Below are 23,836 nucleotides of genomic sequence, written 5' to 3' on the forward strand. Positions count from 1 at the left end.
AAGGGCACCATCAGCGCCGCGAGGGGTCAGCGGGCCAGGGCGTCGACCGCCTTGCGGGCGGCCACCAGCACCGGATCCCAGACCGGGGCGTACGGCGGGGCGTAGCCGAGATCCAGGGCGGTCATGTCGTCCACCGTCATCCCGTTCCACAGCGCCACCGCCAAGGTGTCGATCCGCTTGGCCGCCTCGGACCAGCCGACGATCTGGGCCCCCAGCAGGCGACCACTGGGCCGTTCGGCGAGCAGCTTGACCGTCATCGGGCGGGCGCCCGGGTAGTAGCCGGCCCTGCTGGTCGACTCGGCGATCACGGAGACGAACTCGAACCCGGCCGCGTGGGCCTCCTGCTCACGCAGCCCGGTACGCCCCACCTCCAGCTCACAGACCTTGGTCACCGCGGTGCCGATCACCCCGGCGAAGGTGGCGTATCCGCCCCCGATGTTGATGCCGGCGACCCGGCCCTGCTTGTTGGCGTGGGTGCCCAGGGGTACGTGCACCGGCATCCCGCTGACCCGGTGCAGGGTCTCCACACAGTCCCCGGCGGCCCACACCCCGGGCACCCCGAGCACCCGCATCCGGCGGTCCACCCGCAGCCCGCCGGTAGGACCCAGCGGCAGACCGGCCGCCTCGGCCAGGGCGGTGTTGGGGCGTACGCCGAGGCCCAGGACGACCAGGTCGGTCGGGATCGGGCCGGCGTCGGTCTCCACGGCGGCCACCCGGCCGTCACGTTCGGACAGCCCGGTGACCTGCACCCCGGTACGGATGTCCACCCCCAGCCCGCGCATCGCGTCGGCGACCAGCCCGGCCATGTCGGGGTCGACCGTGGACATCGGCTGCTCGCCCCGCTCCACCAGGGTGACCGACAGCCCACGCAGTACCAGGGCCTCGGCCATCTCCACCCCGATGTAGCCGCCGCCGACCACCACCGCGCTGCGGGGCTGCGGGTCGCGGTCCAGCCACTCGCGCAGCGCCGAGCCGTCGTCCAGGGTCTGCACCCCGAACACCCCGGCGGCCTCGGTACGCGCCCAGTCCGGCTTGGTCGGCACCGCCCCGGTGGCGTACATCAGGAGGTCGAAGGATTCCCGGACCTCGCCGCCGCCCTCCAGGTCCACTGCGGTCACCTCGCGACGGTCCAGGTCGATCGCGACCACCTCGTGGCGCAGCCGTACGTCGATGTCGTACTTCTCCCGGTGGGTCGCCGGGTCCCGGGCGATCAACTGCTCGGCCTCGGGCACCAACCCGCTGATCCAGTACGGGATCCCACACGCCGAGTACGAGGTGAAGTGCCCCCGCTCGAAGGCGACGATCTCCAGATCCTGGCGGTCCCGACGCCGTCGGGCCTGGGCGGCGGTCGCCATCCCGGCAGCGTCGCCACCGATGACGATCAAACGTTCGGCCACGGCAACCCTCCTGTCAGGCCGGGGCCTCGCCCCGGGTCTGTCGCGCCACCTGCGCCACCACATCCTCCAACCGTCCGGTCCGGGCGTACGCCATCCGCTGCCGCGCCGCGCCGGTGCCGTGCTCGCGCAACCCCTCCAGCAGCCCGGTCACCTCGGCGTGGTCACCGTGGCGTTCCAGGGCCGACCCGAGCCGCCCGACGAGTTGGTGCAGCAGGTCCCAGGCCGGTCGCAGCTCACCGTTGGTCGGGTCGACCGCCGAGCCCTCCAGCCCGTCGTGGGCGGCCCGCCAGTGCGCGCCGACCAGCAGGTGATGGTCGGTGGGCAGGGGCGGCCGACCGGCGGCGATGTCGTCCAACGCGGTCGCCACCAGGCCCCGGACCAGGGCGGCGACCAGGACGGCGTCGTCCACCGTGGGGCAGACGTCACCGATGCGCAGCTCCACCGTCGGGTACTTGGCCGACAGTCGGGCGTACCAGTAGAGCATCCCCTCGTCGAGCATCACCCCGCTGGCGATCAGCTGGCGGATCAACCGTCGGTAGTGCTCGTGTGAGGCCAGGTAGGGGGTCGGGGCCACCGAGGGCCACCGTTCCCACTCGATCGAGCGCCAACTGGCGTAGCCGGTGTCCTCCCCCCGGCTGAAGGGCGAGTTGACCGTGATCGCGTGCAGGATCGGCAGCCAGGGGCGTACGTGGTTGAGCACCTGCACCCCGGTGTCGGGGTCGGGCACCCCGACGTGGACGTGCATGCCGTTGTTGCCCGGCCCGGGGACCAGCAGCCGGTACCGCTCGATCATCCGGTCGAAGCGGGGCTTGTCGACCACCGGCGGCACCGGCCCGTCCACCGGCCCGGTGCCGATCGCCAGCAGCCGGGCACCGGCCCGCTCGGCGGCCTCGGCCAGGGCGGACCGCAGCAGGCCCAGGGAGTGCCGGATCGAGGAGAGCTCCACCCCCGGTGGGCTGCCGATCTCGATCTGACTGGTCTGGAACTCGCGCTCCACCTGCCCGCGCAACTCCGGGGGTACCTGCTCCAGCACCTCGTCGACGGCCGGCACCGCAGCCCCGGTGTCCGGGTCGACGAGCAGGAACTCCTCCTCGACGCCCACCGTGAGCAGGTCGGTCTGTTCCGCCGGAGGGTTCGGAGCCACCGCAGGCTGCCTGACCATCGCCACCACCGTCCGCACCTAAGCCGGGGCGGTAGGTCCGCACCGGGTCGCGGCGGCAATTACCCGCAGTGCCGGTCCAGGGAAACGCCGCCCGCGCGTGGTGTACGGCTCGTCTGTCGCCTCATGGCGGCGCGGGGTGTGCGCGCCCCTTGCTCGGTCCGGCGTGGGTGGCGCGGACGAACCTATCGACATTGACAACTGTCCGGGAGGGCCGTACAACTCATCGAGAGAGCGCTCTCTCACTCGTCCCGTAGAGAGGCAGACCGATGACCCCTACCCCGGCGCCCGCGCCCGCCCTACCCGCCAGACGCCGGCTGTCGCTGGCGATGGCCCTGCTCATCACCGCCACCACCGGCCTGGCCGGGCTGACCGCGACCGCCGACGCCGCCGTGCCGCCGCCCCCGTCCGGCTGGAGCCTGGTCTGGAGCGACGACTTCACCGGTGCCGCCGGCACCCTGCCGTCCGCCGGCAACTGGATCATCGACACCGGCACCAGCTACCCGGGCGGCCCGCCGAACTGGGGCACCGGCGAGATCCAGACGTACACCAACAGCACCGCCAACATCAGCCACGACGGTGCCGGCAACCTCCGGATCACCCCGTTGCGCGACGGGGCCGGCAACTGGACCTCGGCCCGGATCGAGACCGTCCGCAGCAACTTCAAGGCCCCGACCGGCGGGGTGCTGGCCATCGAGGGCCGCCTCCAGATGCCGAATATCACCGGGGCCGCCGCCGCCGGCTACTGGCCGGCCTTCTGGGCCCTCGGCTCCCCGTACCGGGGCAACTACCAGAACTGGCCCGGCATCGGCGAGTTCGACGTGATGGAGAACGTCAACGGGCTCAACACGGTGTGGGGGGTGCTGCACTGCGGGGTGGCCCCCGGCGGGCCCTGCGACGAGTTCAACGGCATCGGTGCTTCCCGGGCCTGCCCGGGCAGCACCTGCCAGTCGGCCTTCCACACCTACCGCTTCGAGTGGGACGCCTCGGTCAGCCCGCAACAACTGCGCTGGTACGTCGACGGGCAGCTCTACCACACCGTCAGCCAGACCCGGGTCGGTGAGCCGTACTGGTCGCAGATGACCAACCATGCCGGTTACTTCCTGCTGCTCAACGTGGCGATGGGTGGGGCCTTCCCGAACGGGGTGGCCGGCAGCACCACCCCCACCTCGGCTACCGTGCCCGGTCGACCCATGCTGGTCGACTACGTGGCCGTCTACAGCCGAGGTGGCGGCAGCACCCCGCCGCCCACCACGCCACCGCCGACCGGTGGGGTGCGGGACGCGTACGCGACCATCCAGGCCGAGTCCTTCAACGCCCAGAACGGCGTGCTCGTGGAGGCATGCTCCGAGGGCGGGCAGAACATCGGCGCGCTGCGCAACGGCGACTGGGTGCGCTACGACAATGTCGAGTTCGGCTCCAGCGGCCCGCGTGACTTCGTGGCCCGGGTCGCCTCCGGTGCGGCGGGCGGGGTCAGTGGCCTGGTAGAGGTGCGGCTGGACAGCCCGACCGGTACCCCGATCGGCAGCTTCGCCATCGCGAACACCGGCGGCTGGCAGAGCTGGCGGTCCGTACCGGGCAACGTGTCCTCGGTGACCGGGCGCCGCACGGTCTATCTGACCTTCAGCAGCGGCCAACCCAACGACTTCGTCAACGTCAACTGGTTCCACTTCCGCCGCTGACCTGCCAGCAAGCCCTCCCTCCCGCCGCCCTCCCGGGGTGGAGCAGGCCCCCTCGCCCCCGGGGCGGGGCGAGGGCGGGGGTGGGAGGGAGGGGTTTAGGGGTGGGAGGGGGTTCGGGGGCGGGTGCGGCGGCGGTGTTTCTTGATGGCCCAGGAGGCGATCATCAGGGCCAGGATGGCCAGGATGGCGTAGTCGAACCAGGAGCTGTAGCGGTCGATCTGATCCCAGCGGGAGCCCAGGGCGTAACCCAGGGCGATGAAGAGGCCGTTCCACAGGGCGCTGCCCAGGGTGGTCAGGGTGACGAACTCGACCAGGGGCATCCGGTTGGCTCCGGCCGGGATCGAGACCAGACTGCGGACCACCGGGGCCATCCGGCCGAAGAAGACCGCCCAGCGACCGTACCGTTCGAACCACCGGTCGGCCTTCTCCAGGTCCTCCAGGTCCACCAGGGGCAGCCGGTCGAGCCAGCGTTTGAGCCGGTCCTCACCGACCACGGCGCCCAGCCAGTAGAGCACCAGGGCGCCCAGCACCGAGCCGACCGTGGCCGCGACGGTCACCACCACCACGTTGAACCGGCCCTCGCCGGCCAGGTAGCCGGCCATCGCCAGGACGATCTCGCTGGGGATCGGCGGGATGATGCTCTCCAGGGCGACCAGCAGGGCGACCCCCAGCGGTCCGGCCGCGTCGATCACCCCGGCCACCCAGCCGGTCAGGCCGCCGAGCTGACTGGGGTCGACATCCTGGGCGAGCGCCATCGCGATGCCTCCGATGGGTAGTCGGCGTAGCCCGCCGCGAGCAGGCGGCGTACCGACGTTCCTACCCGGTGCGGCCCCGGTGGACACCCGGCTGCAGAGTCGTCACTCCTGTGGGTGCAGGGTCGTGTCGGCCGGGCCCTGCCGCCAGCCGCTGAAGCGCACGGTCAGTGCGCCTCGGGTGGGGGAGCAGCAGTAGGGGCCGGCGGCGGCCGGCGCGTCCGCGGGCAACGGGGCCAGCCGGACCAGTTGCCACTCTCCACCGGCCGGGCGGGCGCGTACGGTCAGGGCGTCACCGGCCCGGCTCACCCGTACGGTCACCTCCCGGCCTGCCCACTGCGGCACCGGGGCTACCGACCAGTCGGAGAACTCCCGGGTCACCACCGCCCCGACCTGCGGCTGGCCGTCGCTGACCTCCACCCCGGCCTTCACCCAGTTCCGGTCGTCCACCCACACCAGGACCCCGGCCTGGTCGAACTGTTCGGCGTAGTCCAGCCGGAAGTCCACCTCCATCGCGCTGCCGACCGGGAGGTCGACGAGCAGGGCCGGGGCGTCGTCGTGCACGAATCCGTAGCTGGTGTGCCGCCACAGGTCACTGCCCGGGCCCGGTTCTACGCGCAGTCCGCCGTCGGCCTCCTCGATCGCCTGCACGGGTCGTCGATGCCAACTGCCACTGGACCAATCGATGTCTCGCACCACGGAACCGTAACGGGCCGTCGGGTTTGCCGTGGCCCGGCCGAGGAGAAGGTACGGGGGCATGTCTGACAGGTGGTACTCGGAGGCGGTCGTGTACTGCCTCGACATCGACACCTTCGCCGATTCCGACGGCGACGGGGTGGGTGACTTCCAGGGTCTGATCGGTCGACTCGACTATCTCGCCCGGCTAGGAGTCACCTGCCTCTGGCTAAACCCCATCCATCCCTCACCCAACGAGGACGACGGGTACGACGCCACCGACTTCTACAACGTCGACCCCCGACTCGGCACCCTCGGCGACTTCGCCGAACTGCTGCACCAGGCGAGCAACCGGGGCATCCGGGTGATCATCGATCTGGTGGTGAACCACACCTCCGACCAGCACCCCTGGTTCATCTCCGCCCGATCGTCGCCGGATTCGCCGTACCGGGACTGGTACATCTGGTCCGAGCACGAGCCGGCGGACCGGCACCAGGGCATGGTCTTCCCGGGCGAACAGCACGAGACCTGGACCTACGACCGCACCGCCAAGGCCTGGTACTACCACCGCTTCTACAAGTTCCAGCCCGACCTGAACATCGAGAACCCCCAGGTCCGAGCGGAGATCAAGAAGATCACCTCGTTCTGGCTCCAGCTCGGTGTCTCCGGCTTCCGGATGGACGCGGTGCCGTTCATCATCGAGCGCACCGAGCCCGGCAACCCGGACTCGCCGAAGGACTTCGAGTTCCTCACCGACCTGCGCCAGCATGTGCAGTGGCGGCGCGGCGACGCGGTCCTGCTGGCCGAGGCGAATGTCGAGCCGGATCAGCTGCCGGCCTTCTTCGGCGACGGCAGCGGCTCGGGCAACCGGATCCACATGCTCTTCGACTTCATGCTCAACGGTCGACTGATGCTGGCCCTGGCCCGCGAGGACCCCGAGGTGATCATCGAGGCGCTGCGGGACACCCCGAAGCTGCCCACCGGCGGCCAGTGGGCGACCTTCCTGCGTAACCACGACGAGATCGACCTGTCCCGGCTCACCGCCGACCAGCGCAACGACGTGTTCGCCAGGTTCGGTCCGGACGAGAACATGCAGTTGTACGGCCGGGGCATCCGCCGTCGGCTGGCCCCCATGCTCGGCAACGACCGTCGGCACATCGAACTGGCCTACTCCCTGCAGTTCTCGCTGCGGGGTACCCCGGTGCTGCGGTACGGCGAGGAGATCGGGATGGGGGAGGACCTGTCCCTGGAGGGGCGGGACGCCATCCGTACCCCGATGCAGTGGTCCTATCAGGATAATGCCGGCTTCTCCACCGCCGAGCCGGAGAAGCTGATCCGCCCGGTGATCGACAAGGGGGAGTACGGCTACCAGCAGGTCAACGTCACCGCCCAGCGCAGGGATCCGCGTTCCCTGCTGGGCTGGTTCGAACGGATGATCCGTACCCTGCGGGAGGCACCGGAGACCGGCTCCGGCAGCACCACCCACATCGACGTACCGATGCCCCCCGGGGTGCTGGCCCATCGGGCGGACGGCCCCACCGGGACGATGGTCTTCCTGCACAACCTGAGCACCGAGGACGTAGAGGTCGACCTGAGCACGCTGGCGCCGGAGGCGGACCAGCCGATCGACGTGCTCAGCGACCACAACTACGACGACCTCGGCAAGCTGGACCGGCTCAAGCTGGCCGGCCACGGTTACCGGTGGATCCGGCTCCGCCTGGGCCACGACCGGTAGGCGGGGCGTCGAAAAGCGTCCGCAGCCAGGCACACCGAAGGTGGGGCCGGCAGCTCTCCGGCCCCGTCTTCACCGGCCCTGATCGGGCGTACGACTGGGTTAAGCTCCTTCGATCGAGCCCAAGTTACCGGGAGGTAAGCATGTCGGAGGAGCCCCGCGTCGCCATCGTGACCGGAGCCGCGCGCGGCATCGGCGCGGCGACCGCCCGCCGGTTGGCCGCCGACGGCCTGGCCGTGGCCGTGGTCGACATCGAGGAGTCGGCGACGAAGGAAACCGTGGACGCGATCAACTCGGCCGGTGGCCGGGCCCTCGGGGTGGGCGCGGACGTGTCCGACCGGGCCCAGGTGGAGGCCGCCGTCGACCGGGTCGTCGCCGAGTTGGGCGCCCCGACCGTACTGGTCAACAACGCCGGGGTGCTCCGCGACAACCTGCTGTTCAAGATGACCGACGCCGACTGGGACACCGTCCTGGGCGTACACCTGCGGGGTGCCTTCCTGTTCAGCCAGGCCGCGCAGAAGCACATGGTCGAGGCGAAGTGGGGTCGGATCGTCAACCTCTCCAGCACCTCCGCCCTGGGTAACCGGGGGCAGGCGAACTACGCCGCGGCCAAGGCCGGTATGCAGGGCTTGACCAAGACCCTGGCCATCGAGTTGGGCCCCTTCGGGGTGACCGTCAACGCGGTCGCGCCCGGGTTCATCGTCACCGACATGACCGCCGCCACTGCGGCCCGGATGAAGATCGACTTCGAGGCGATGCAGAAGCACACCGAGTCGGAGATCCCGGTCCGCCGGGTCGGTCGACCCGAGGATGTCGCCCACACCATCTCGTTCCTGGCCAGCGAGGGCGCGTCCTTCGTCTCCGGCCAGGTGATCTACGTAGCCGGCGGCCCCCGGGACTGACCCCTCACCCGGCCGCTCCGCCGACGTCGGCTCGGCTCTTCCGATGTTAGGAAGGGTCCCTTCCTATGCACCAGGCGTTAAGAAGGGGCCCTTCCTTACCGGGTCTTGTAGAGCCAGGCCAGGCCGAGGACGGGCAGGACCAAGGGGATGTAGCCGTAGCCGCTGCCGAAGCCGGACCAGACCGTCTCGTCCGGGAACAGGTCCGGCCGGCCCAGGCTGAAGGCGCCCACCCCCAGCACCCCGACCAGTTCGACGAGGCAGCAGGCCAGGGCCACCCGACGGCCGGCGTGTCCGGCCCGGGCCAGGCCCACGGCCGCCACGATGTAGACCACCGCGGCCAGCGCGGAGAGCAGGTACGCCAGCGGGGCCTCGTCGAACCGGGTGACGATCTGCAAAGTGGCGCGGCTGGTGGCGGCGATGGCGAAGACCAGGTAGACCGCGATCAGCAGCCGGCCGGGACCGCTGTTGGTCCGCAGCGGCTGGGCGGTACCCGGCTCAGCCACCGAGCACCTCCCAGGTCTGCTGGAGACGGACCACGACCACCGGGGTGACCAGGCAGATCGCGCAGACGATCGCCGAGCCCCAGCGGGTCGGTTCCATCCGGGCCAGCACCCCGGCCAGCGGCGGCAGGCAGACCAGGGTGACCAGGTAGCCGAAGAAGGCGCCCGGCTCACCGGGCTGGTCGCCACCGGCCAGGGCCACCCCCGCCATGATGGCCAGCCCCAGCAGGGCCAGTTCCAGGACCCCCAGGCCGATCAACTGAATCCAGTCCGGGGGCCGGTGGCGCAGCGTGGCGATCAGCGCCCATCCGGCCACCAGCAGGGACAACACGATGGCGGCAACGGCCAGTACGCCGTCGACCGGTGACCCGGCGGCGTTCACCTGAGCCCTCCGGTGCTGGTTCCGATCACCGGCCCACTCTACTAACCCGCGTAGTAAGAGGAGTCGGCACGCCCGCCGTACGGCGCGCCGACTCGCTCGGCGGGCAACGGCTAGCGTGGGCGCAGACGAGGGCGGAGGTACCGGTGATGCGGTTCGGGTTGTTCGTACGGGTCACTGGGCGGCCCAGACGCACGGGGCGGCACTGGACGCGCACCCCAGGGCGGAACTGGTCGGGGTGTGGGGGCGCAACCGGGATCGGGCCGCCGCGCTGGCCACCCGGTACGGCGTACCGGCCTTCGACGAGGTAGACGAGTTGATCGAGGCGTGTGAGGCGGTCGCCGTGGCGCTGCCCCCGGACGTGCAGGCGGAGATCGCCGTACGGGCCGCCTCCGCCGGACGTCACCTGCTGCTGGACAAGCCCCTGGCGTTGACCCTCGCCGACGCCGACCGGGTGGTGGAGGCGGCCACCGGATCGGGGGTGGCCTCGGTGGTCTTCTTCACCGGCCGGTACCACCCGGAGGTGGCCGGTTTCATCGCTGCGGCGGCGGCCGCCGGTGGCTGGCACACCGCCCGGGTGATCCGCTTCGCCTCGATCTTCCAGCCCGGCAGCCCGTACGCCCAGTCGGCCTGGCGGCGCGAACACGGTGCCCTGTGGGACGTCGGCCCGCACGCCCTGGCGGTCCTGCTGCCGGTGCTGGGCCGGGTGACCCGGGTGGCGGCCGGCGACGGGCTGGGCGGCCTGGTGCATCTGCTGCTCACCCACACCGGCGGTGCCACCAGCACGGTGTCGCTGAGCCTGGACGCCCCGCCCGCCGCGGTGGCGGCGGAATTCACCTTCTACGGGACGAACGGCATCGAAACCCTGCCGCCGGTGAGCGCCTCTGCGGCGACCGCCTTCGGGGTGGCGATCGATCAACTGCTGGCGGAGGTGGACGCCGGCACCCGGGATCACCGGTGCGACGTGCGCTTCGGTCGGGAGGTGGTCGGGGTGCTGGCCGCCGCGGAGACCGCCCGCGTCCTGGGGACCGTCATCGACCTGCCGAACCCCTGATCAATTGCCCCTAGCGGGCGGGCAGGAGGTCGGACAGCTCGGCGGCGGAGCCGATCTGGTCCACCGGCAGGGCCCGTACGGCCTGCAACTGTTCGGTGCTGGCGCCGTTCTCCTGGCACCAGCGGATCAGGTCCTCGCGGGAGACCGGATACTCCAGCCCCGCCAGGTACTCCGGTAGGGCGCCGCCGCGGTCGGTCATACCGTGCGCTCTACCCACCCGAGCGCCTCGGCACACCACCGGAGCACCCTCGCGTTTGCCCGTGCGGGTCCCGGGTAGCCGCAGGCATGCTGGTACAGCGGCTCGGTGCGCCGAGCGACCTCGACCCGTTGCTGGAGCGAGCCCGGGACGCTCGGGTGGTGATGATCGGGGAGGCTACGCACGGCAGCCACGACTACTACCGCATCCGGGAACAGCTCACCCGGCGGCTGATCGCCGAGTGCGGGTTCGACTTCGTCGCGGTGGAGGGGGACTGGCCGGACTGCGACCGGGTGCACCGCTGTGTGGTCGGCGCGGCCGGTGGCGCGGTCGATCCGCTGGTGGCCCTGGAACGGTTCGAACGCTGGCCGACCTGGATGTGGGCCAACGCCGAGGTGGCCCGCTTCTGCAGTTGGCTGCGGGCGTGGAACGTCGAGCGGGTCGAGGCCTCCCGGGTGGGATTCCACGGCTTGGACGTCTACAGCCTGTGGGAGTCGATGCAGGCGATCTTCGACTACCTGGGCGAGGAGGACCCGGCGTCGCTGGAGGCCGCCCAGGAGGCGTACCGGTGCTTCGAGCCGTACGGCAAACGGGTCGAGGAGTACGGCCTGGCCAGCCGGTTCGTCTCCGCCCGCTGCGAGCAGGAGGTGGTACGGCTGCTGGCGCGTACCCGGCAGATCGCCGCCAGCGACGGGCCGGACGCCTTCTCGGCCTGGCAGAACGCCGAGGTGGTGGCCGGCGCGGAACGCTACTACCGGGAGATGGTCGCCGGTGGTCCCGGGTCCTGGAACGTGCGGGACAGCCACATGGCCGACACCCTGGATCGGCTGCTGGAGCGCTACGGACCGGACGCCCGGGGGGTGGTGTGGGCGCACAACACCCACATCGGTGACGCCCGGGCGACCGACATGGCCGCCGACGGGATGCTCAACATCGGCCAGTTGGCGCGGGAACGGTACGGCGCCGACGAGGTGGTGCTGATCGGCTTCGGGGGGTGGCGGGGCTCGGTGATCGCGGCCCCAAGGTGGGGCTCGCCGGCCGAGCCGATGGTCGTACCGCCCGCGCGGGCCGGTTCGGTGGAGGCTCTGCTGCACCAGCTCATGCCGAAGCGGGCGGTGCTGGTCTTCGAGGGCCCCGACCAGCCGGGCTGGGTCACCGACACCCTCGACCACCGGGCCATCGGGGTGGTGTACGACCCCTCGTTCGAGTCGTGGGGCAACTACGTGCCGACCCGGCTGGGGCAGCGGTACGACGCCTTCATCTGGTGCGACGAGACGACCGCCCTGCATCCCCTGCCCGCCCTGACCACCCCCGGGGAGATGGAGACGTACCCGGCCGGCGTGTGACCGCCAGCCGGGTACGCGCGACGTTAATAGGGGCCCCCTGCTATACGCGAGGCGTTAACAGGGGGCCCTTCCTTACACCGTGGCCTTGGTGTCGAGTTGGGCGCGCAGCTTCTCGCCCTCGATGTCGACATTGGGCAGCGCCCGGTCCAGCCAGCGCGGCAGCCACCAGGCGGACTTGCCGAGCAGGGACATCACCGCCGGGACGATGGTCATCCGGACCACGAAGGCGTCGATCGCCACCCCGATGGCCAGGGCGAAGCCCATCGACTTGATCACCGGGTCGTCGAGGAAGACGAAGCCACCGAAGACCGCGGTCATGATCAGTGCGGCGGCGGTTACCACCCGGGCACCGTGCCCCATCCCGTTGATGGTGGCCTGCTGGGCGGTGTCACCGTGCACGAAGTCCTCCCGCATCCGGGAGACCAGGAAGACCTCGTAGTCCATGGCCAGGCCGAACAGGATGCCGATCAGCAGGATCGGCAGGAAGCTGATCAGGGGGCCCGGGGTGTCCAGGCCGACCAGGTCGGCCAGGTGACCCTGTTGGAACACCGCCACCGTGATGCCGAAGGTCGCGACGACGGTGAGCAGGAAGCCCAGCGCGGCCTTGACCGGCACCAGCAGCGAGCGGAACACCAGCATCAGCAGCAGGATCGACAGCCCGACCACCAGGCCCAGGTAGACCGGCATGGCGTCGGAGAGCTTCTCCGAGATGTCGATGCCGACCGCGGTCACCCCGGTCAGCAGTACCTCGGCGCCGGGCACCTCGGCCACGGCGTCCCGGATGTCGTGCACCATCGTCTCGGTGGCCGGGTCGGTCGGACCGGTCTGCGGGATCACTCCCAACAGGGCGGTCTTGCCGTCCGGGCTCAACTGCGGCGGGGCCACCGCGAGCACGTTCTCGGTGCCCTGGACGAGGTTGGTCACCTGCGGGATCGCCGCCGCGGTGGACTGGGCGTCGTCTCCGGCCACGACGACCGCGAGCCGGCCGGTGAAACCGGGCCCGAAGCCCTCGGTGATCAGGTCGTTGGAGACCCGGGCGGCGGTGCCGGCCGGCGCGGTGCCGGCGTCCGGCAGGGCCAGCCGCATGTCCTGCGCGGGCAGCGCCAGCAGCCCCAGCCCGAGCACCCCGACCAGGATCACCGGAATGCGGAACCTGGTGACCAGCCGGGCCCAGCGGAACCCGAAGGCCGAGCGGTCCTCACCGGCCAGGGTGGCCGCCTCCGGTGCCGCGTGGTCGGTCGAGGCGCTGCCGGCGCCCTCGGCGATCCGGGAACTGTCCTCGGTCGTCACCGGGACCACGGAGCGCAGCCGCCGGGGCAGCACCCGGCCCCCGGCGAAGCCCAGCAGGGCCGGCTGGAGGGTGATCGCGACCAGCACCGCGACGGTCACCGTGCCGGCGGCGGCCAGACCCATGACGGTCAGGAACGGGATGTTCACCACCGCCAGGCTGGCCAGGGCGATGACCACGGTGGCTCCGGCGAAGACCACCGCCGAGCCGGCGGTGCCGACCGCCCGGCCCACGGCCTCGTCGGCGGGCAGCCCGTCGAGCAGGTTCTGCCGGTATCGGGAGGTGATGAACAGCGAGTAGTCGATGCCGACGGCCAGGCCGAGCATCAGCGCCAGGATCGGCGCGGTGCTGGTCAGCTCGACGACGCTGCTGAGGGCGAACAGACCGGCCATGCCTACCCCGACGCCGATCAGGGCGTTGAGCATGGTCATGCCGGCGGCCACCAGCGAGCCGAAGGTGATGATCAGGACGAGGAGGGCCACCGCGACACCGATGACCTCGGTGGAACCCACCTCGGGTTCGGCGTTGAGCACCTCACCGCCGGGGGCCACCTGCCAGCCCTGGGCCTTCGCCTGGGCGCCGACCTTCTCGTAGGCGTCCCGCTGCTCGTCGGTCACCGTGTCGACGCCGCCGCCGAACTGCACCTGGATCAGGGCGTACTGGCCGTCGGGGGAGACCGCACCGACCTGGAAGGGGTTCACCGCGCCGAGCACCCCGGGCACGGTGGTGGCCTCCTCGGTGACCGTCTGGACCACCGCCTGCCCCTCAGGGGTGCCCAGCTGGCCGGGGTTGGGGGCCTTGACGGCGATCGTGCCGGTGGCACCGGCCGCCGCCGGGAACTGCTCGGCCAGCAGGTCGATGGCCTGCTGGGACTCCGTGCCGGGCATGGAGAAGTTGCTGGCCGTCGGGCTGCGCAGGGTCGCCGCGGCCAGGCCGAGTGCGACGAGTACGACGAGCCAGATCGCGGCGACGAGTCGCCGCCGGCGCATCGAGCCCCGGCCTAGCCGGTAGAGCAGGGTCGCCATGAGGTCCTTCCCTCAGTCGTGATGGTGCAACGGGTCAGCGGGCGGGCTCCAGGGCCCGCCTCAGCAACGCCAGCAGGGCGTCGCGAAGGTCGTCGTCGGGTATGTCGGCGAACTCGCCGCAGGTCTCGGCGATGCCGGCGAGCAGCACCAGGGCGCAGATCCGCGCGGCGGCCCGACCGGAGCGCCCGGCCAGGGCATCGGCCAGCCGTTCGGAGATCTGCTGGATGTGCGCGAAGACGGGCTGTTGCAGCAACTCCGGGAACTCGCCACGGAGCAGGGCGATCTCCCCCCGGAAGCGGACCGCCAGGTCCACGAACCCCTCGGCGGCGACCTGCTGGGCCCGCGCGGGGTCCGGCTGGGCCACGATCTGTTCGTCGAGGGACCGCAACATCTCGATCGCCGGGGCCATCAGCTCGGTGAGGATGGCCTCCTTGTTGGCGAAGTGGTAGAGAACAGCCGCCTTGGAGCAACCCACCTCGCTGGCGATGTCCTGCAAGGAGGTGCCCCGGTAACCGGTGACGCCGAACCGTCGCGCCGCGGCGGCGAGGATCTCGTCGTGGGTCTGCGGGGTGGTGCGGGCCATGACCACCAGAATGCCTGACCGTTCGGTCAGGTGCTGACCGAACGGTCAGATCAGTGGCCTTCCCCACAGACCACGGCCGGAGGATTGGACCTCCGCCGGCCTTCTGTCGATCGCCGAGAATCATCATCATGACCAGTTCCCCGGCCCACCGGGCGGCCACGCTGCGTGCCCTGCATCACCCCGGCGACCCGCTGGTGCTGCCGAACGTCTGGGACGCCGGCTCAGCCCGGGCGGTGGTCCAGGCCGGTTTCCCCGCGGTCGCCACCGCCAGCGCCGCCGTCTCCCAGTCCCTGGGGTACGCCGACGGGGAGGGCACCCCGGTCGGGGAGATGCTCGCCGCTGTCGCCCGGATCACCCGGGCGGTGGAGGTGCCGGTCACCGCCGACCTGGAACGGGGCTACCGGCTGTCCCCGGCCGAACTGGTGCAACGGCTGCTCGACGCCGGAGCCGTAGGGCTGAACCTGGAGGACTCCGACCCGTACGACGGGAACCTGGTGGACCCCGGGGCCCAGGCCGAGCTGCTGGCCGGGGTGCGGGCGGCGGCCGAGGCCGCCGGGGTGCCGATCGTGATCAACGCCCGGACGGACGTCTTCCTGCGAGGGTACGGTGAGCCGGCCGGACGACTCGACGAGGCGATCCGCCGGGCTCGGCGCTACCTGGCCGCCGGTGCCGACTGCGTCTACCCGATCATGCTCGCCGACCCGGCCGACCTGCGTACCTTCGTCGAGGCCGTGGCGGCGCCGGTGAACGTGCTGGCCCACCCGGCGGCACCCGCCCCGGCCGAGCTGGCCGCCCTGGGAGTGGCCCGGATCAGCTACGGCCCCGCCCTGTACGCGGCCACCTACGCGCACACCGCCGAACTGCTCACCTCGGTGGCCGCCGGAGACCGGCTCACCTGACACCGCGCGCTAGACATCGCTGTGTTGCGATTGACCGCCGGGCGTCCAGCCGGGATGGTGGTCGGGTGAGCGGGGCGGACGAGACTCGGGACGGGGTGGCGCTGACCAACCTGGACCAGCCGTTGTTCGACGGGTCCGGCGCGACCAAGCGTGACCTGGTCGACTACCTCGACGCGGTGGCCGACCGGATCCTCCCGCCGCTGCGCGACCGACCCCTGTCGGTGGTCCGGGTACGCCCGGGGCAGCCGCCCTTCATGCAGAAGAACCTGCCCCGCTACACCCCGGACTGGGTACGGCGGGTGCCGATCTGGGCCGAGGCCTCCCGGCGGGAGATCTCGTACGCCCTCTGCGACGACCGTCGCACCCTGCTCTGGTTCGCCAACCAGCGGGCGGTCGAATACCACCCCACCCTGGCCACGGCCGAGGACCTGGGCCGTCCCACCCACCTGGTGCTGGATCTCGATCCTCCGGAAGGTGACGGCTTCGCCGCCGGGGTGGCCGCCGCCCTGCTGGTCCGGCAGGCCCTGACGGAGGCCGGGCTGGCCGGTGCGGTGAAGACCAGCGGGGCCAAGGGGGTGCACGTGTTCGTCCCGATGGCACCCGGCCCGGACGCCGAGCAACTCGCCGCGGCCACCCGGGCGCTGGCCGCCCGGGCGCAACGGCTGGATCCGGCGCTGGCGACCACGGCCTTCATCCGGGAGGACCGGGACGGCAAGGTCTTCATCGACCCCACCCGCACCGGCGGGGCCACCGTCGTCGGGGTCTACAGCCCACGGCTGCGTCCGGGGGTACCGGTCTCCTTCCCGGTGCCCTGGGCGCAGTTGCCGTCGGTGGCCCCGGCGGACTTCACCATCCGTACCGTCCTCGGCCTGCTGGCCCAGGGCGACCCCTGGGCGGAGCTGATGCCGGCACCGCAGTCCCTCCCCGCCGACCTGGTCGAGGAGGGCCGGACGATCCCGGTGCCGAGGGTGCAGGCCATGCACGAGGGCAGACGCCGGGCCCGCGCCCGCCGCGCCGCCGCCGACTGAGCGCGGCCCCGGCGTGCTCTGGACACGGCGGTGCGCCGGACCGTGGTGACGGTCCGGCGCACCGGTGATCGAGAAGGTCAGAGCATCCAGCGGTTGCGCTGTACGAAGGGCAGCTGCGCCCAGCGCCGTCCCAGACCCCAGGTGTGCCCGGCGTACGCGGCGGCCAGGACGACCAGCACCACGGCGTACATCAGGTGGGAGTCGACGACCGGGTTGGTTGAACCGGTCGGCTCGCCGGCGGCGTTGAACCGGGCCAGCGGGAAGTCGGCCAGCCACATCAGCGCCATCATCAGGCTGCCCGAGGCGGCCGCGATGCGCAGGCCGATGCCGGCGAGCAGGGCGACAGCGATGGCGGCCAGGCCGATCATGAACAGCGCGTTGGCCCACCAGGCGCCCGCGATCGAGTGGGCGATCGACTGGAAGGGGCCGACATCGACATTGGCCAGGAAGCCCTTGGTGGGGGAGCCGCCGTTGATCCAGGCCCGCTCGGTCGGGGTGGAGTAGCCGAGGCCGAACATCTTGTCCAGGAAGGCCCACCCGAAGATCAGGCCGGTGGCGACCCGCAGCACGGCCAGGGCCCGGGCGGCGGTGGTGGTCAACATCGAGCCGGGCATCTCGGCGCGCTCGAGGGGGCGTTCGATCGAACGGTGGGTGTTGCGCTGGATGGTCATCGTTGCCTCCGGTGTCTGTTTCTTTCCCCCTTACTCTCGCTGTCGGCGGGGTCCCGGCGCGCGGGCCGGAACACCTCAAGACACCGGGACCAAGGTCCCGACCTGAGGGGGTCCCTTCAGCCCGGCTGATCGACGCTGCCGGGGCGACCTGGGCCTGGTGGTTGGTACCGTGCGGGCTGTGCAGCCCACCAAGATCGGCTCCTACCGCATCGAGCGGCTGCTGGGGGTCGGCTCCTTCGCCACGGTCTGGCTGGGGTACGACGAGTCCCTCGACGCCCGGGTAGCGATCAAGGTGCTGGCCGAGAACTGGAGTCACGACCTGCGGGTACGCGAACGGTTCCGGCAGGAGGCCCGACTGCTGTGGCGGCTGGACCACGAGCGGCTGGTCAGCGTGCACGCGGTCGGTGAACTGGACGACGGTCGGCCGTACGCGGTGCTGGCCTGGGCGGACGGCGGTAGCCTGCGCGACCGCCTGGCCGAGGGACCCTTGCCGGCAGAGCCGGGTGTGCGGCTGCTGCGCGAGGTGGCCGCAGGCGTGGCGGTGCTGCACGACAGCGACATCGTGCACCGGGACATCACCCCGGGCAATGTGCTGTTCCGGACCCGCGCCACCGGCGAGGAACAGGTGCTCATCGCGGATCTCGGCCTGGCCAAGGCGCTGGCGGCCGCGTCCGGTCTGACCGCCCGGGCCGGTACCCCCGGCTACATGGCGCCGGAACAGGACGATCCACTGGCGATCGTGGACGCCCGCGCCGACGTGTACGGGCTGGGTCGTCTGGGGGTCACCCTGCTGGCCGTACCGCAGGAGGGGCAGCAACCCTCGACGAGGTTCCGGTTGCGGCCGGGGGTGCCCTCGGCGGTGGCGGCGGTGTTGGCTACCGCTACCGCTCTGGCCCCGGCCGATCGGTACCCGGACGCGGCGGCCTTCGGTGCGGCCCTCGACGCGGCGCTAGCGGTGCCGTCGGAGGTGGCCGAGCCGGACGTTCCCACCCCGCCCCGGCGCCGTCGCCTGATCGTGGGTGCCACCGTGGCCGTCGCCGGTCTCACTCTCGCGGGGACCATCGGCGGGGCGGCCTGGGCGTGGTCTCAACGGGGTCCGCAGACCGGCACGGACACCAGTGGACGGGTCAGCGTCACCCTGCCGGAGGGTTGGCGGGTCGCCGGTTCCGGCTGGTCAGGGCAGCGTACCGCCGAGGGTGAACTGGAACCGGCGATGTTGATCTCACCCGACCCGGGCCGCTGGGCGGCGGACCCGGGGGTGCCGGGTGCCTTCGTCGGGGCCTCCGCCCAGTTGGCAGCCCAGACCACCCCGCGCCGGCTCGTCACCGACCGGGAACACGCCCAGTGTGTGGCCTCGGGGGTGCGTACCACCCGTCAGGCCGACATCGACTGGGTGGTGGCGTCGTTCACCGGCTGCTCGACCGGCAAACCGGAGGTCATCGAGGCCGCCGGCCTCACCCCGGACGGCGGCCAACTGGTGTACGTGCAGGTCGCGCCCCCGGCAGGCGGCGGGACGAGCTTCGTCGACTCGCTGCTCGCCGGGGTACGCGTGACCGGGTGACTCAGGGCAGCGGCACCGGGATCCGGACCTGCTTGCCACCGAGGCTGCCCCACTCGATCTCGACCTGACCGGAGTCGGGGATGTCGAAGACGAGGTACTGGCGGTCGGTGGCCCCGGCGGCGACGTTCGTGGTGCCGCTCAGCTCGGGGTAGTCGCCCAGCCGGTCGCCGTCGACGATCAGGTGGACGTCACCGCCGCTGCCGGTGGCGATGAAGCAGCCGCTCCGGTCGGCCGGCCCGGTGACCGCGAGCGCGAGATGAAGCTTGAGTCGACCGATCTCCGCCTGCTTGGTGGTGTGCGACCGGCCGTCCTCGTCGAAGCCCACCCAGTGCGCCAGGTACGCCTCCTCCACCTCGGCCTTCAGCGGGCAGCGGCTGTTACCGGTGAGCACCGTGCCCGGTGAGGCCACGGTGATCGCCTTCGGGTACTCCGGGTTCGGCACCTCGCCGATCAGCGGCAGCCGTTCCTGCCGGTGACCGGCCGGGCCGAACAGCAGCGACGCACCCGCCAACGTCGCCCCGGCGGGCAGTTCGAAGGCGTACCACCCGCTGGCGGTGGCACCGGGAGCGATCACGTCGGTAGCCGGGCTGCCCGATCCGTCGAGCGGGATCGGTTCGCCGTCGGCCAGCGACAGGAAGACGCCGTCCTGGATGAGCACGGTGGTGAAGTTGAGCTGGTTGGTCACCTTCACCGAGAGGTACGCGTAGTGGGGGTCGCCGTACTCGGCCGGGTTGGTCGTGTCGCCGTAGCTGCGCGGGACCTGCTGGGACACCTCCACCCCGGTCACCGCGATCTCGGCGTTCAGGTACGAGATCGACCGGGGGATGAAGCCCGCCAGCGGGACCGGTGCACCCGGCGTCGGCGTCGTCTCGGGTGGATCGTCGGGGTTGACGGCGGCCTGTTGACCGTCGAGCGGAGCGACAGGCTCCTCGGTGGCGCATCCGGCCGCTAGTACCGGGATGGCCACCGCCAGAGCGATGGCCTGAGCGAGACGCCGGAGGGGGCGGCGAGGCATGCGGTGATCTCCTTGGTTCAGTGGACCCGTCATAGTCTTGGTCCGCTGCGGTGTCGCAATTGTTCGGGCCACCCGGTGTGACCTGGCCCTCAGTGCGATCCGGAGCCGTCCGGGGGTGGCCCGGGGTCGGTGAGTCGGGCCCGTAGCCGACGCCGTCCCTCGTGGAGGCGGGACTTCACGGTGCCCTCGGGCAGCCCCAGCAACTCGGCGACCTCTCGGTAGCTCAGCCCCAGCACGTCCCGCAGCGCCACCGGCTCCGCGAGGTCCGCGCCGATGGCGTCGAGCCCTTCCAGCAGGTCCAGCCGGGTACCGGCGATCACGCTGGTACGAGCGGGATCGGCCCGTTCCGGGGGCAGGGCGCTGGCGGTCTCGACCAGCCACCGACGTCGCAGTGCCTGATAGGTCGAGCGGGACCGGTTGGCGGCGACCCGGTAGAGCCAGGTCCGGAAGGACGCCCGCCCGTCGAAGGTCCCGATGCCGGTGGCCAGCGCCAGCAGAGTGTCCTGGCAGGCCTCCTCGGCGTCCTCCCGGTTGGGCAGGAACCGCCCGCAGAGTCGGAGCACCTCCGGCCGCACCCGCGCCAGCAGCACCTCCAGGGCGGCCCGGTCGCCGCTGGCGGCGGCTAGCGCCAACCGCTCGATCACATCATGATCATCTGGCATCAGGGCAGTGTATGAGCCGCCGTTGAGCAGGGCGAACGCCCTCTGAGGGGGCGACGTGCAGGTGCTGCGGCCGGACACAGGTAAGGCCGCTGACCTGGTTTCCCTGGTCGGCGGCCTTATGTGCTGAGCGGCTCTGGTGCCCCCGGCGGGGCATGTCACAGAACTGCAAATGGTCGCTGCCCCCGCCGTCGTCGGCGGTGGCAGCGTCGTTTGCGCTGGTGTGGTGGTGGGTGGCGGGGCGGGGGCCATCTGCCGTGGCGCGGGTTAGCCAGGCCAGGTGTGGGGCGGCGTGTTGGCTGACGGTGGCTCGGAACGAGACCTTGTTGGTGCGAACGTCGTGGTAGATCTGCACGGCGAAGGCGTCCAGGAGGCGACGGAGACGGTCCGTGGGTAGCAGGCTGAGTTTGATTTCCATCTCGGGAAGGTCGGCGAGGATGTCGGCGGTGCCGGGGTCGGCGGGCATGGTTTCTTCGAGGTGGGTGAGTTCGGCGGTCTTGATCTCTCGGTCACGGTCGAGTTCGGCTCGTCGCTCGGCGATCTCTGCGAACACGGTGCCGTCTGGGTCGTCGTTTTCCTCGATGACCCGTAGGAGGCGACGGCGGCGAGCGGCGATGTCGTCCAGAGTCCGCCGCAGCACTGCGATTTGTCGCCGTTGCTCCTTGGCGGCTTGCTGGGCGGCGATGTCCAGGCTGCGGGTAGCGAGTTGCACCCGGTCTGGACCGAGGACGTAGGTGTTGAAGAACCGATCGGCGAAGTCGAGCAGCACCTCTTCGGTCACGGAGATCATGCTCGGGTGCCCCTCGGGGATGGCCCTCTCGCGGGGTTGGCAGGATAGTAGGTGTAGCCGGTGACGGTGCGGCCGAACATGCGCCGCTGGCACGGCGCGCACCAGACGTAGGAACGAAGCGCGTAGACCCGCTTGGTCTGCCGGTGCCGGTTGGGAGAAGCCTGGCGAGCGTCGGCGCGTGACCGTTCCCGAGATCGGCCGACGTTCTGCGCGGCGAGGAACGTCTCGATCGGCACGATGCCCGGGTGGGTGGGCTGGGCGGAGACGACCCACTGCTCACGGGGGTTGACCTTGCCGGGGTGCAGTTTGTCTTTGGTCGAGCGCCGGTTCCACACCATGTGGCCGGTGTACTTGGGGTTGACGAGGATCTCGCGGACCGCCGAGCCGGTCCACCGGCCGACCGCGCGGGCCGGGTCGACAGGTTGTGGGGGCGGGTAGCGGTCGAGGTCGGTGTTGAGCCGCTCGGCGATGGCCCGGTAGGACAGCTTCTCGTCGATGCGCCAGGCGAAGATCTGCTCGACCACCGGCCCTCGATCGGGGTCGATTTTCAGTTTGGTCTTGTGTTTGCCTTCCGCGCGTTTGGCGGGGACAGGGTGTTTGTGCTTCTCGGCGAGGTAGCCGTATGGCGGCTTGCCGACGTTCCAGCCCTGACCGGTGTGTTCCTCGAAGCCGTCCCACGACTTCTCCAGCATTTCGATCATGTACCACTCGGCGACGCCCTGTTTGGTGCGGCGCAGGAGGATCTGGGCGGCGCGTTTGCGGCTGTTCGACTGCGTGATCGGCTCGTCGGCGGCCAGCAGAGGCACCCCGGCGAGTTCGAGGTCGTGCTCGATCTTGGTGCCCTGGTGGGTCCATCGGGCGATGCGGTCGATCGACTCGCAGATGACGACGTCGAAGCGGCGATCCGGTGAGGTGGCCTCGGCGAGCATGTCGGCGAGGCCGCCGTCGCGGCGGACGCCGATGTTGAACTTCTGCCACGCGGTGCTTCGGCCGCGCTGGCTGAGTTCCTTGCGGGAGGACTCCACGTCCTAGAACCAGGCGACGATGACCATGTTGGGCAGGAGCGCCCGTTCGGAGTTGGTCAACTGTCGGGGGATGGACAGGGTGGGGTCCTGTTGCTCGTCGGTGGAGGTACGTCCGAGGAACGCGACCCGTATCGTCCGCTGGGGTACGGGCGTGGTGGTGGGTGGGCGTAGCCAGTCGGGCAGGGTGCTCGTCACAGGTGGCCTCCGTCGCGGATGAGGTGGGTCAGCACCTCGATGTAGTCGACGCTGCGCAGCCGCCAGGGCATGACCGGCAGCCGGTCACCGTCGCGGATCTCGGGGGCGTGAAGGAACTCGATGCCGGCGACCGCGAACGCACGTAGGAGCGCGGTCCTCGTCGCCGTGTCGCAGGACAGGCGGTGGAGGTCGGTGCTGATCACGAAGTCGAATCGGCGTTCTGGCTGGCTCAGCTCGGTGAGCAGGTCATCCAGACCACCGTCACGGCTGATCTCCCGCACGTGGTCGAGGATGAGGGTGGCGGGTGCCCGCCGGTAGTCGGGCCGGGTGCCGAGGTCGGAGAACACCGCCGTGATCGCGCCGTCGGGCAGCACCGAGACGCACTGCTGGTACTGACCGCCGAGCACACGGGCCGCCGTGGCGAGGTCGCTGGCCTCGGCGGTCCGGCCGTAGAACGCCATACGCGGAAGCACTGTCGTGCGGCGGATGTTCATGCCTCCGCCAAAGTGCCGGTGGTGCGGTCAGCGGCCCCCGGTGGGCAGATGGCGACGGTGACCGCCCCATCGGTCGGTACGACGACCGGTGTGTCGTGGGGGCCGTAGACGACGATGCGCTGGGTGTCGCGGGTGACGGTGGCGTACATGACGCGTGTACCTCCTGCGGTTGGTGTGTGGTCAGGGCACGGGTCGACCGCCCGGTGCTGCCCGACCCGTGGGCGTCGATCACCGCTCAACTCGGTGAAGGGATCAAGACCGCCCCGACGGGGGCACACTCCACGGCACGCCGAGTGGCCCGGAGAGTGACCGGTCAGACGGGCTCGGCGTGGTGCCGCTGGTCGTGAAGCCAGGTCAGCACGTTGAGGATCACCTCGGCTTGCAGCATGGCCAGCCGCCGACCGGCCTCACCATCGAGCACGGTGACGTCGAATTGCACCTCCGGCACATCGCCGCGGGCTACCGTGACCTCTGCCGACTGTCGGCCGAAGCGAGCGTCGCGACCGGGCGGGGTCGACGTCCGGCGATGTCTGCCGTCGTCCGCCTCCGGTGCGGACGGTCCGTGCCCGTCCCGTACTCCCGGATCGGGGGTGCGGGGGACGTGGGTAGGGGGTAGGAGCAACCCGGCAGATGCCGGCTGGGGCCGGTCGCCGGGGGTGGTGGAGCTGGGCTTCGGCATGGACGTGTGGGCCACGTCCGCCGACGAGCGCTGACACTAGGGGATTACAAATCCGGGCCCCGGATTGGAAACCGCGCTCCGCGCCGAACAACTCGCGTCGCCCGAGCCGCCCGGTTGAACAAGATCCTCAACGGGTTGAACACGCAGGTC

24 protein-coding genes and 2 pseudogenes are annotated in these 23,836 nt (G+C 71.1%); 8 read left to right on the plus strand and 18 right to left on the minus strand.

Annotated features, from left to right (window positions below; all coding sequences use genetic code 11):
- Positions 1-26 precede the first annotated feature (26 nt).
- Entirely contained in the window at positions 27-1,397 is a 1,371-nt protein-coding gene (locus tag OIE53_RS27100) for an FAD-dependent oxidoreductase (RefSeq protein WP_327024261.1), read from the minus strand.
- Between the two features lie 13 nt (positions 1,398-1,410).
- Complete coding sequence (locus OIE53_RS27105) at positions 1,411-2,559, minus strand: carboxylate-amine ligase (protein WP_327024262.1); 1,149 nt, start codon at positions 2,557-2,559, stop codon at positions 1,411-1,413.
- 266 nt (positions 2,560-2,825) lie between these two features.
- Here OIE53_RS27105 and OIE53_RS27110 point away from each other — a divergent pair, with 266 nt between their 5' ends.
- Positions 2,826-4,238, plus strand: coding sequence for a carbohydrate-binding protein (locus tag OIE53_RS27110; RefSeq protein WP_327024263.1), 1,413 nt, complete (start codon positions 2,826-2,828; stop codon positions 4,236-4,238).
- 95 nt (positions 4,239-4,333) lie between these two features.
- On the opposite strand, the gene OIE53_RS27115 is transcribed toward OIE53_RS27110, so the two are convergent.
- On the minus strand, positions 4,334-4,993 hold the full coding sequence (locus OIE53_RS27115; RefSeq protein WP_327024264.1) for a DedA family protein: 660 nt from the start codon (positions 4,991-4,993) through the stop codon (positions 4,334-4,336).
- Between the two features lie 102 nt (positions 4,994-5,095).
- Positions 5,096-5,686 carry a DUF1349 domain-containing protein gene (locus OIE53_RS27120; RefSeq protein WP_327024265.1) on the minus strand — a complete coding sequence of 197 codons (591 nt, stop codon included), beginning with the start codon at positions 5,684-5,686 and terminating at the stop codon, positions 5,096-5,098.
- Positions 5,687-5,747: 61 nt separating this feature from the next.
- Here OIE53_RS27120 and OIE53_RS27125 point away from each other — a divergent pair, with 61 nt between their 5' ends.
- Both OIE53_RS27125 and fabG read left to right on the plus strand, forming a co-directional pair.
- Complete coding sequence (locus OIE53_RS27125) at positions 5,748-7,400, plus strand: alpha-amylase family protein (RefSeq protein WP_327024266.1); 1,653 nt, start codon at positions 5,748-5,750, stop codon at positions 7,398-7,400.
- A 140-nt stretch (positions 7,401-7,540) separates the two neighbouring features.
- Positions 7,541-8,299 (plus strand): 3-oxoacyl-ACP reductase FabG, encoded by a 759-nt coding sequence (gene fabG / locus OIE53_RS27130; RefSeq protein ID WP_327024267.1) that lies wholly within the window; start codon positions 7,541-7,543, stop codon positions 8,297-8,299.
- A 98-nt stretch (positions 8,300-8,397) separates the two neighbouring features.
- On the opposite strand, the pseudogene OIE53_RS27135 reads toward fabG, so the two are convergent.
- Positions 8,398-8,802 (minus strand): annotated as a pseudogene (locus OIE53_RS27135) (hypothetical protein); the annotation flags it as partial.
- Entirely contained in the window at positions 8,795-9,181 is a 387-nt protein-coding gene (locus OIE53_RS27140) for a hypothetical protein (RefSeq protein ID WP_327024268.1), read from the minus strand. The pseudogene OIE53_RS27135 and the gene OIE53_RS27140, both read right to left, overlap by 8 nt.
- Before the next feature lie 143 nt (positions 9,182-9,324).
- Between OIE53_RS27140 and OIE53_RS27145 the strand changes: the two are divergent.
- Positions 9,325-10,232 (plus strand): annotated as a pseudogene (locus OIE53_RS27145) (Gfo/Idh/MocA family protein).
- A 10-nt stretch (positions 10,233-10,242) separates the two neighbouring features.
- On the opposite strand, the gene OIE53_RS27150 reads toward OIE53_RS27145, so the two are convergent.
- Complete coding sequence (locus tag OIE53_RS27150; protein ID WP_327024269.1) at positions 10,243-10,431, minus strand: DUF2795 domain-containing protein; 189 nt, start codon at positions 10,429-10,431, stop codon at positions 10,243-10,245.
- Between the two features lie 86 nt (positions 10,432-10,517).
- On the opposite strand from OIE53_RS27150, the gene OIE53_RS27155 reads away from it, so the two are divergent.
- Complete coding sequence (locus tag OIE53_RS27155; protein ID WP_327024270.1) at positions 10,518-11,774, plus strand: erythromycin esterase family protein; 1,257 nt, start codon at positions 10,518-10,520, stop codon at positions 11,772-11,774.
- Between the two features lie 72 nt (positions 11,775-11,846).
- Here OIE53_RS27155 and OIE53_RS27160 read toward each other — a convergent pair whose 3' ends face one another.
- Both OIE53_RS27160 and OIE53_RS27165 read right to left on the minus strand, forming a co-directional pair.
- Complete coding sequence (locus OIE53_RS27160; protein ID WP_327024271.1) at positions 11,847-14,087, minus strand: MMPL family transporter; 2,241 nt, start codon at positions 14,085-14,087, stop codon at positions 11,847-11,849.
- 34 nt (positions 14,088-14,121) lie between these two features.
- Positions 14,122-14,670 (minus strand): TetR/AcrR family transcriptional regulator, encoded by a 549-nt coding sequence (locus tag OIE53_RS27165; RefSeq protein ID WP_327024272.1) that lies wholly within the window; start codon positions 14,668-14,670, stop codon positions 14,122-14,124.
- 128 nt (positions 14,671-14,798) lie between these two features.
- On the opposite strand from OIE53_RS27165, the gene OIE53_RS27170 reads away from it, so the two are divergent.
- Together OIE53_RS27170 and OIE53_RS27175 are read left to right on the plus strand one after the other, a co-directional pair.
- Positions 14,799-15,569 carry an isocitrate lyase/PEP mutase family protein gene (locus OIE53_RS27170; protein WP_327024274.1) on the plus strand — a complete coding sequence of 257 codons (771 nt, stop codon included), beginning with the start codon at positions 14,799-14,801 and terminating at the stop codon, positions 15,567-15,569.
- A 65-nt stretch (positions 15,570-15,634) separates the two neighbouring features.
- Positions 15,635-16,597 carry a DNA polymerase domain-containing protein gene (locus tag OIE53_RS27175; RefSeq protein WP_327024275.1) on the plus strand — a complete coding sequence of 321 codons (963 nt, stop codon included), beginning with the start codon at positions 15,635-15,637 and terminating at the stop codon, positions 16,595-16,597.
- Between the two features lie 77 nt (positions 16,598-16,674).
- On the opposite strand, the gene OIE53_RS27180 is transcribed toward OIE53_RS27175, so the two are convergent.
- A complete protein-coding gene (locus tag OIE53_RS27180; protein WP_327027445.1) occupies positions 16,675-17,211 on the minus strand; it encodes a hypothetical protein in 537 nt (178 codons plus the stop codon).
- 235 nt (positions 17,212-17,446) lie between these two features.
- Between OIE53_RS27180 and OIE53_RS27185 the strand changes: the two genes are divergently transcribed.
- On the plus strand, positions 17,447-18,829 hold the full coding sequence (locus tag OIE53_RS27185; protein ID WP_327024276.1) for a serine/threonine-protein kinase: 1,383 nt from the start codon (positions 17,447-17,449) through the stop codon (positions 18,827-18,829).
- A gap of 1 nt (position 18,830) precedes the next feature.
- Here OIE53_RS27185 and OIE53_RS27190 read toward each other — a convergent pair whose 3' ends face one another.
- The 8 genes from OIE53_RS27190 to OIE53_RS27215 all read right to left on the minus strand — a co-directional run bounded on the left by OIE53_RS27190 (position 18,831) and on the right by OIE53_RS27215 (position 23,446).
- On the minus strand, positions 18,831-19,844 hold the full coding sequence (locus OIE53_RS27190; protein ID WP_327024277.1) for a hypothetical protein: 1,014 nt from the start codon (positions 19,842-19,844) through the stop codon (positions 18,831-18,833).
- Positions 19,845-19,933: 89 nt separating this feature from the next.
- Positions 19,934-20,506 carry an RNA polymerase sigma factor gene (locus OIE53_RS27195; RefSeq protein ID WP_327024279.1) on the minus strand — a complete coding sequence of 191 codons (573 nt, stop codon included), beginning with the start codon at positions 20,504-20,506 and terminating at the stop codon, positions 19,934-19,936.
- Positions 20,496-21,284: a hypothetical protein gene (locus OIE53_RS28555; protein WP_442791358.1), complete on the minus strand. Its 789-nt coding sequence runs from the start codon at positions 21,282-21,284 to the stop codon at positions 20,496-20,498. Before OIE53_RS28555 ends, OIE53_RS27195 begins: the two co-directional genes overlap by 11 nt.
- A gap of 5 nt (positions 21,285-21,289) precedes the next feature.
- Positions 21,290-22,318, minus strand: a complete 1,029-nt coding sequence (locus OIE53_RS28560) for a recombinase family protein (RefSeq protein ID WP_442791359.1) — start codon at positions 22,316-22,318, stop codon at positions 21,290-21,292.
- A gap of 3 nt (positions 22,319-22,321) precedes the next feature.
- Positions 22,322-22,513 carry a hypothetical protein gene (locus OIE53_RS28565; protein WP_393341296.1) on the minus strand — a complete coding sequence of 64 codons (192 nt, stop codon included), beginning with the start codon at positions 22,511-22,513 and terminating at the stop codon, positions 22,322-22,324.
- A complete protein-coding gene (locus OIE53_RS27205) occupies positions 22,510-22,974 on the minus strand; it encodes a hypothetical protein (protein WP_327024280.1) in 465 nt (154 codons plus the stop codon). Before OIE53_RS27205 ends, OIE53_RS28565 begins: the two co-directional genes overlap by 4 nt.
- Positions 22,975-23,003: 29 nt before the next feature.
- Complete coding sequence (locus tag OIE53_RS27210) at positions 23,004-23,156, minus strand: hypothetical protein (protein ID WP_327024281.1); 153 nt, start codon at positions 23,154-23,156, stop codon at positions 23,004-23,006.
- A 164-nt stretch (positions 23,157-23,320) separates the two neighbouring features.
- Positions 23,321-23,446 carry a hypothetical protein gene (locus tag OIE53_RS27215; RefSeq protein WP_327024282.1) on the minus strand — a complete coding sequence of 42 codons (126 nt, stop codon included), beginning with the start codon at positions 23,444-23,446 and terminating at the stop codon, positions 23,321-23,323.
- Positions 23,447-23,836 lie beyond the last annotated feature (390 nt).

The sequence above is a fragment of the Micromonospora sp. NBC_01739 genome, from assembly GCF_035920385.1.
Taxonomy (GTDB): domain Bacteria; phylum Actinomycetota; class Actinomycetes; order Mycobacteriales; family Micromonosporaceae; genus Micromonospora.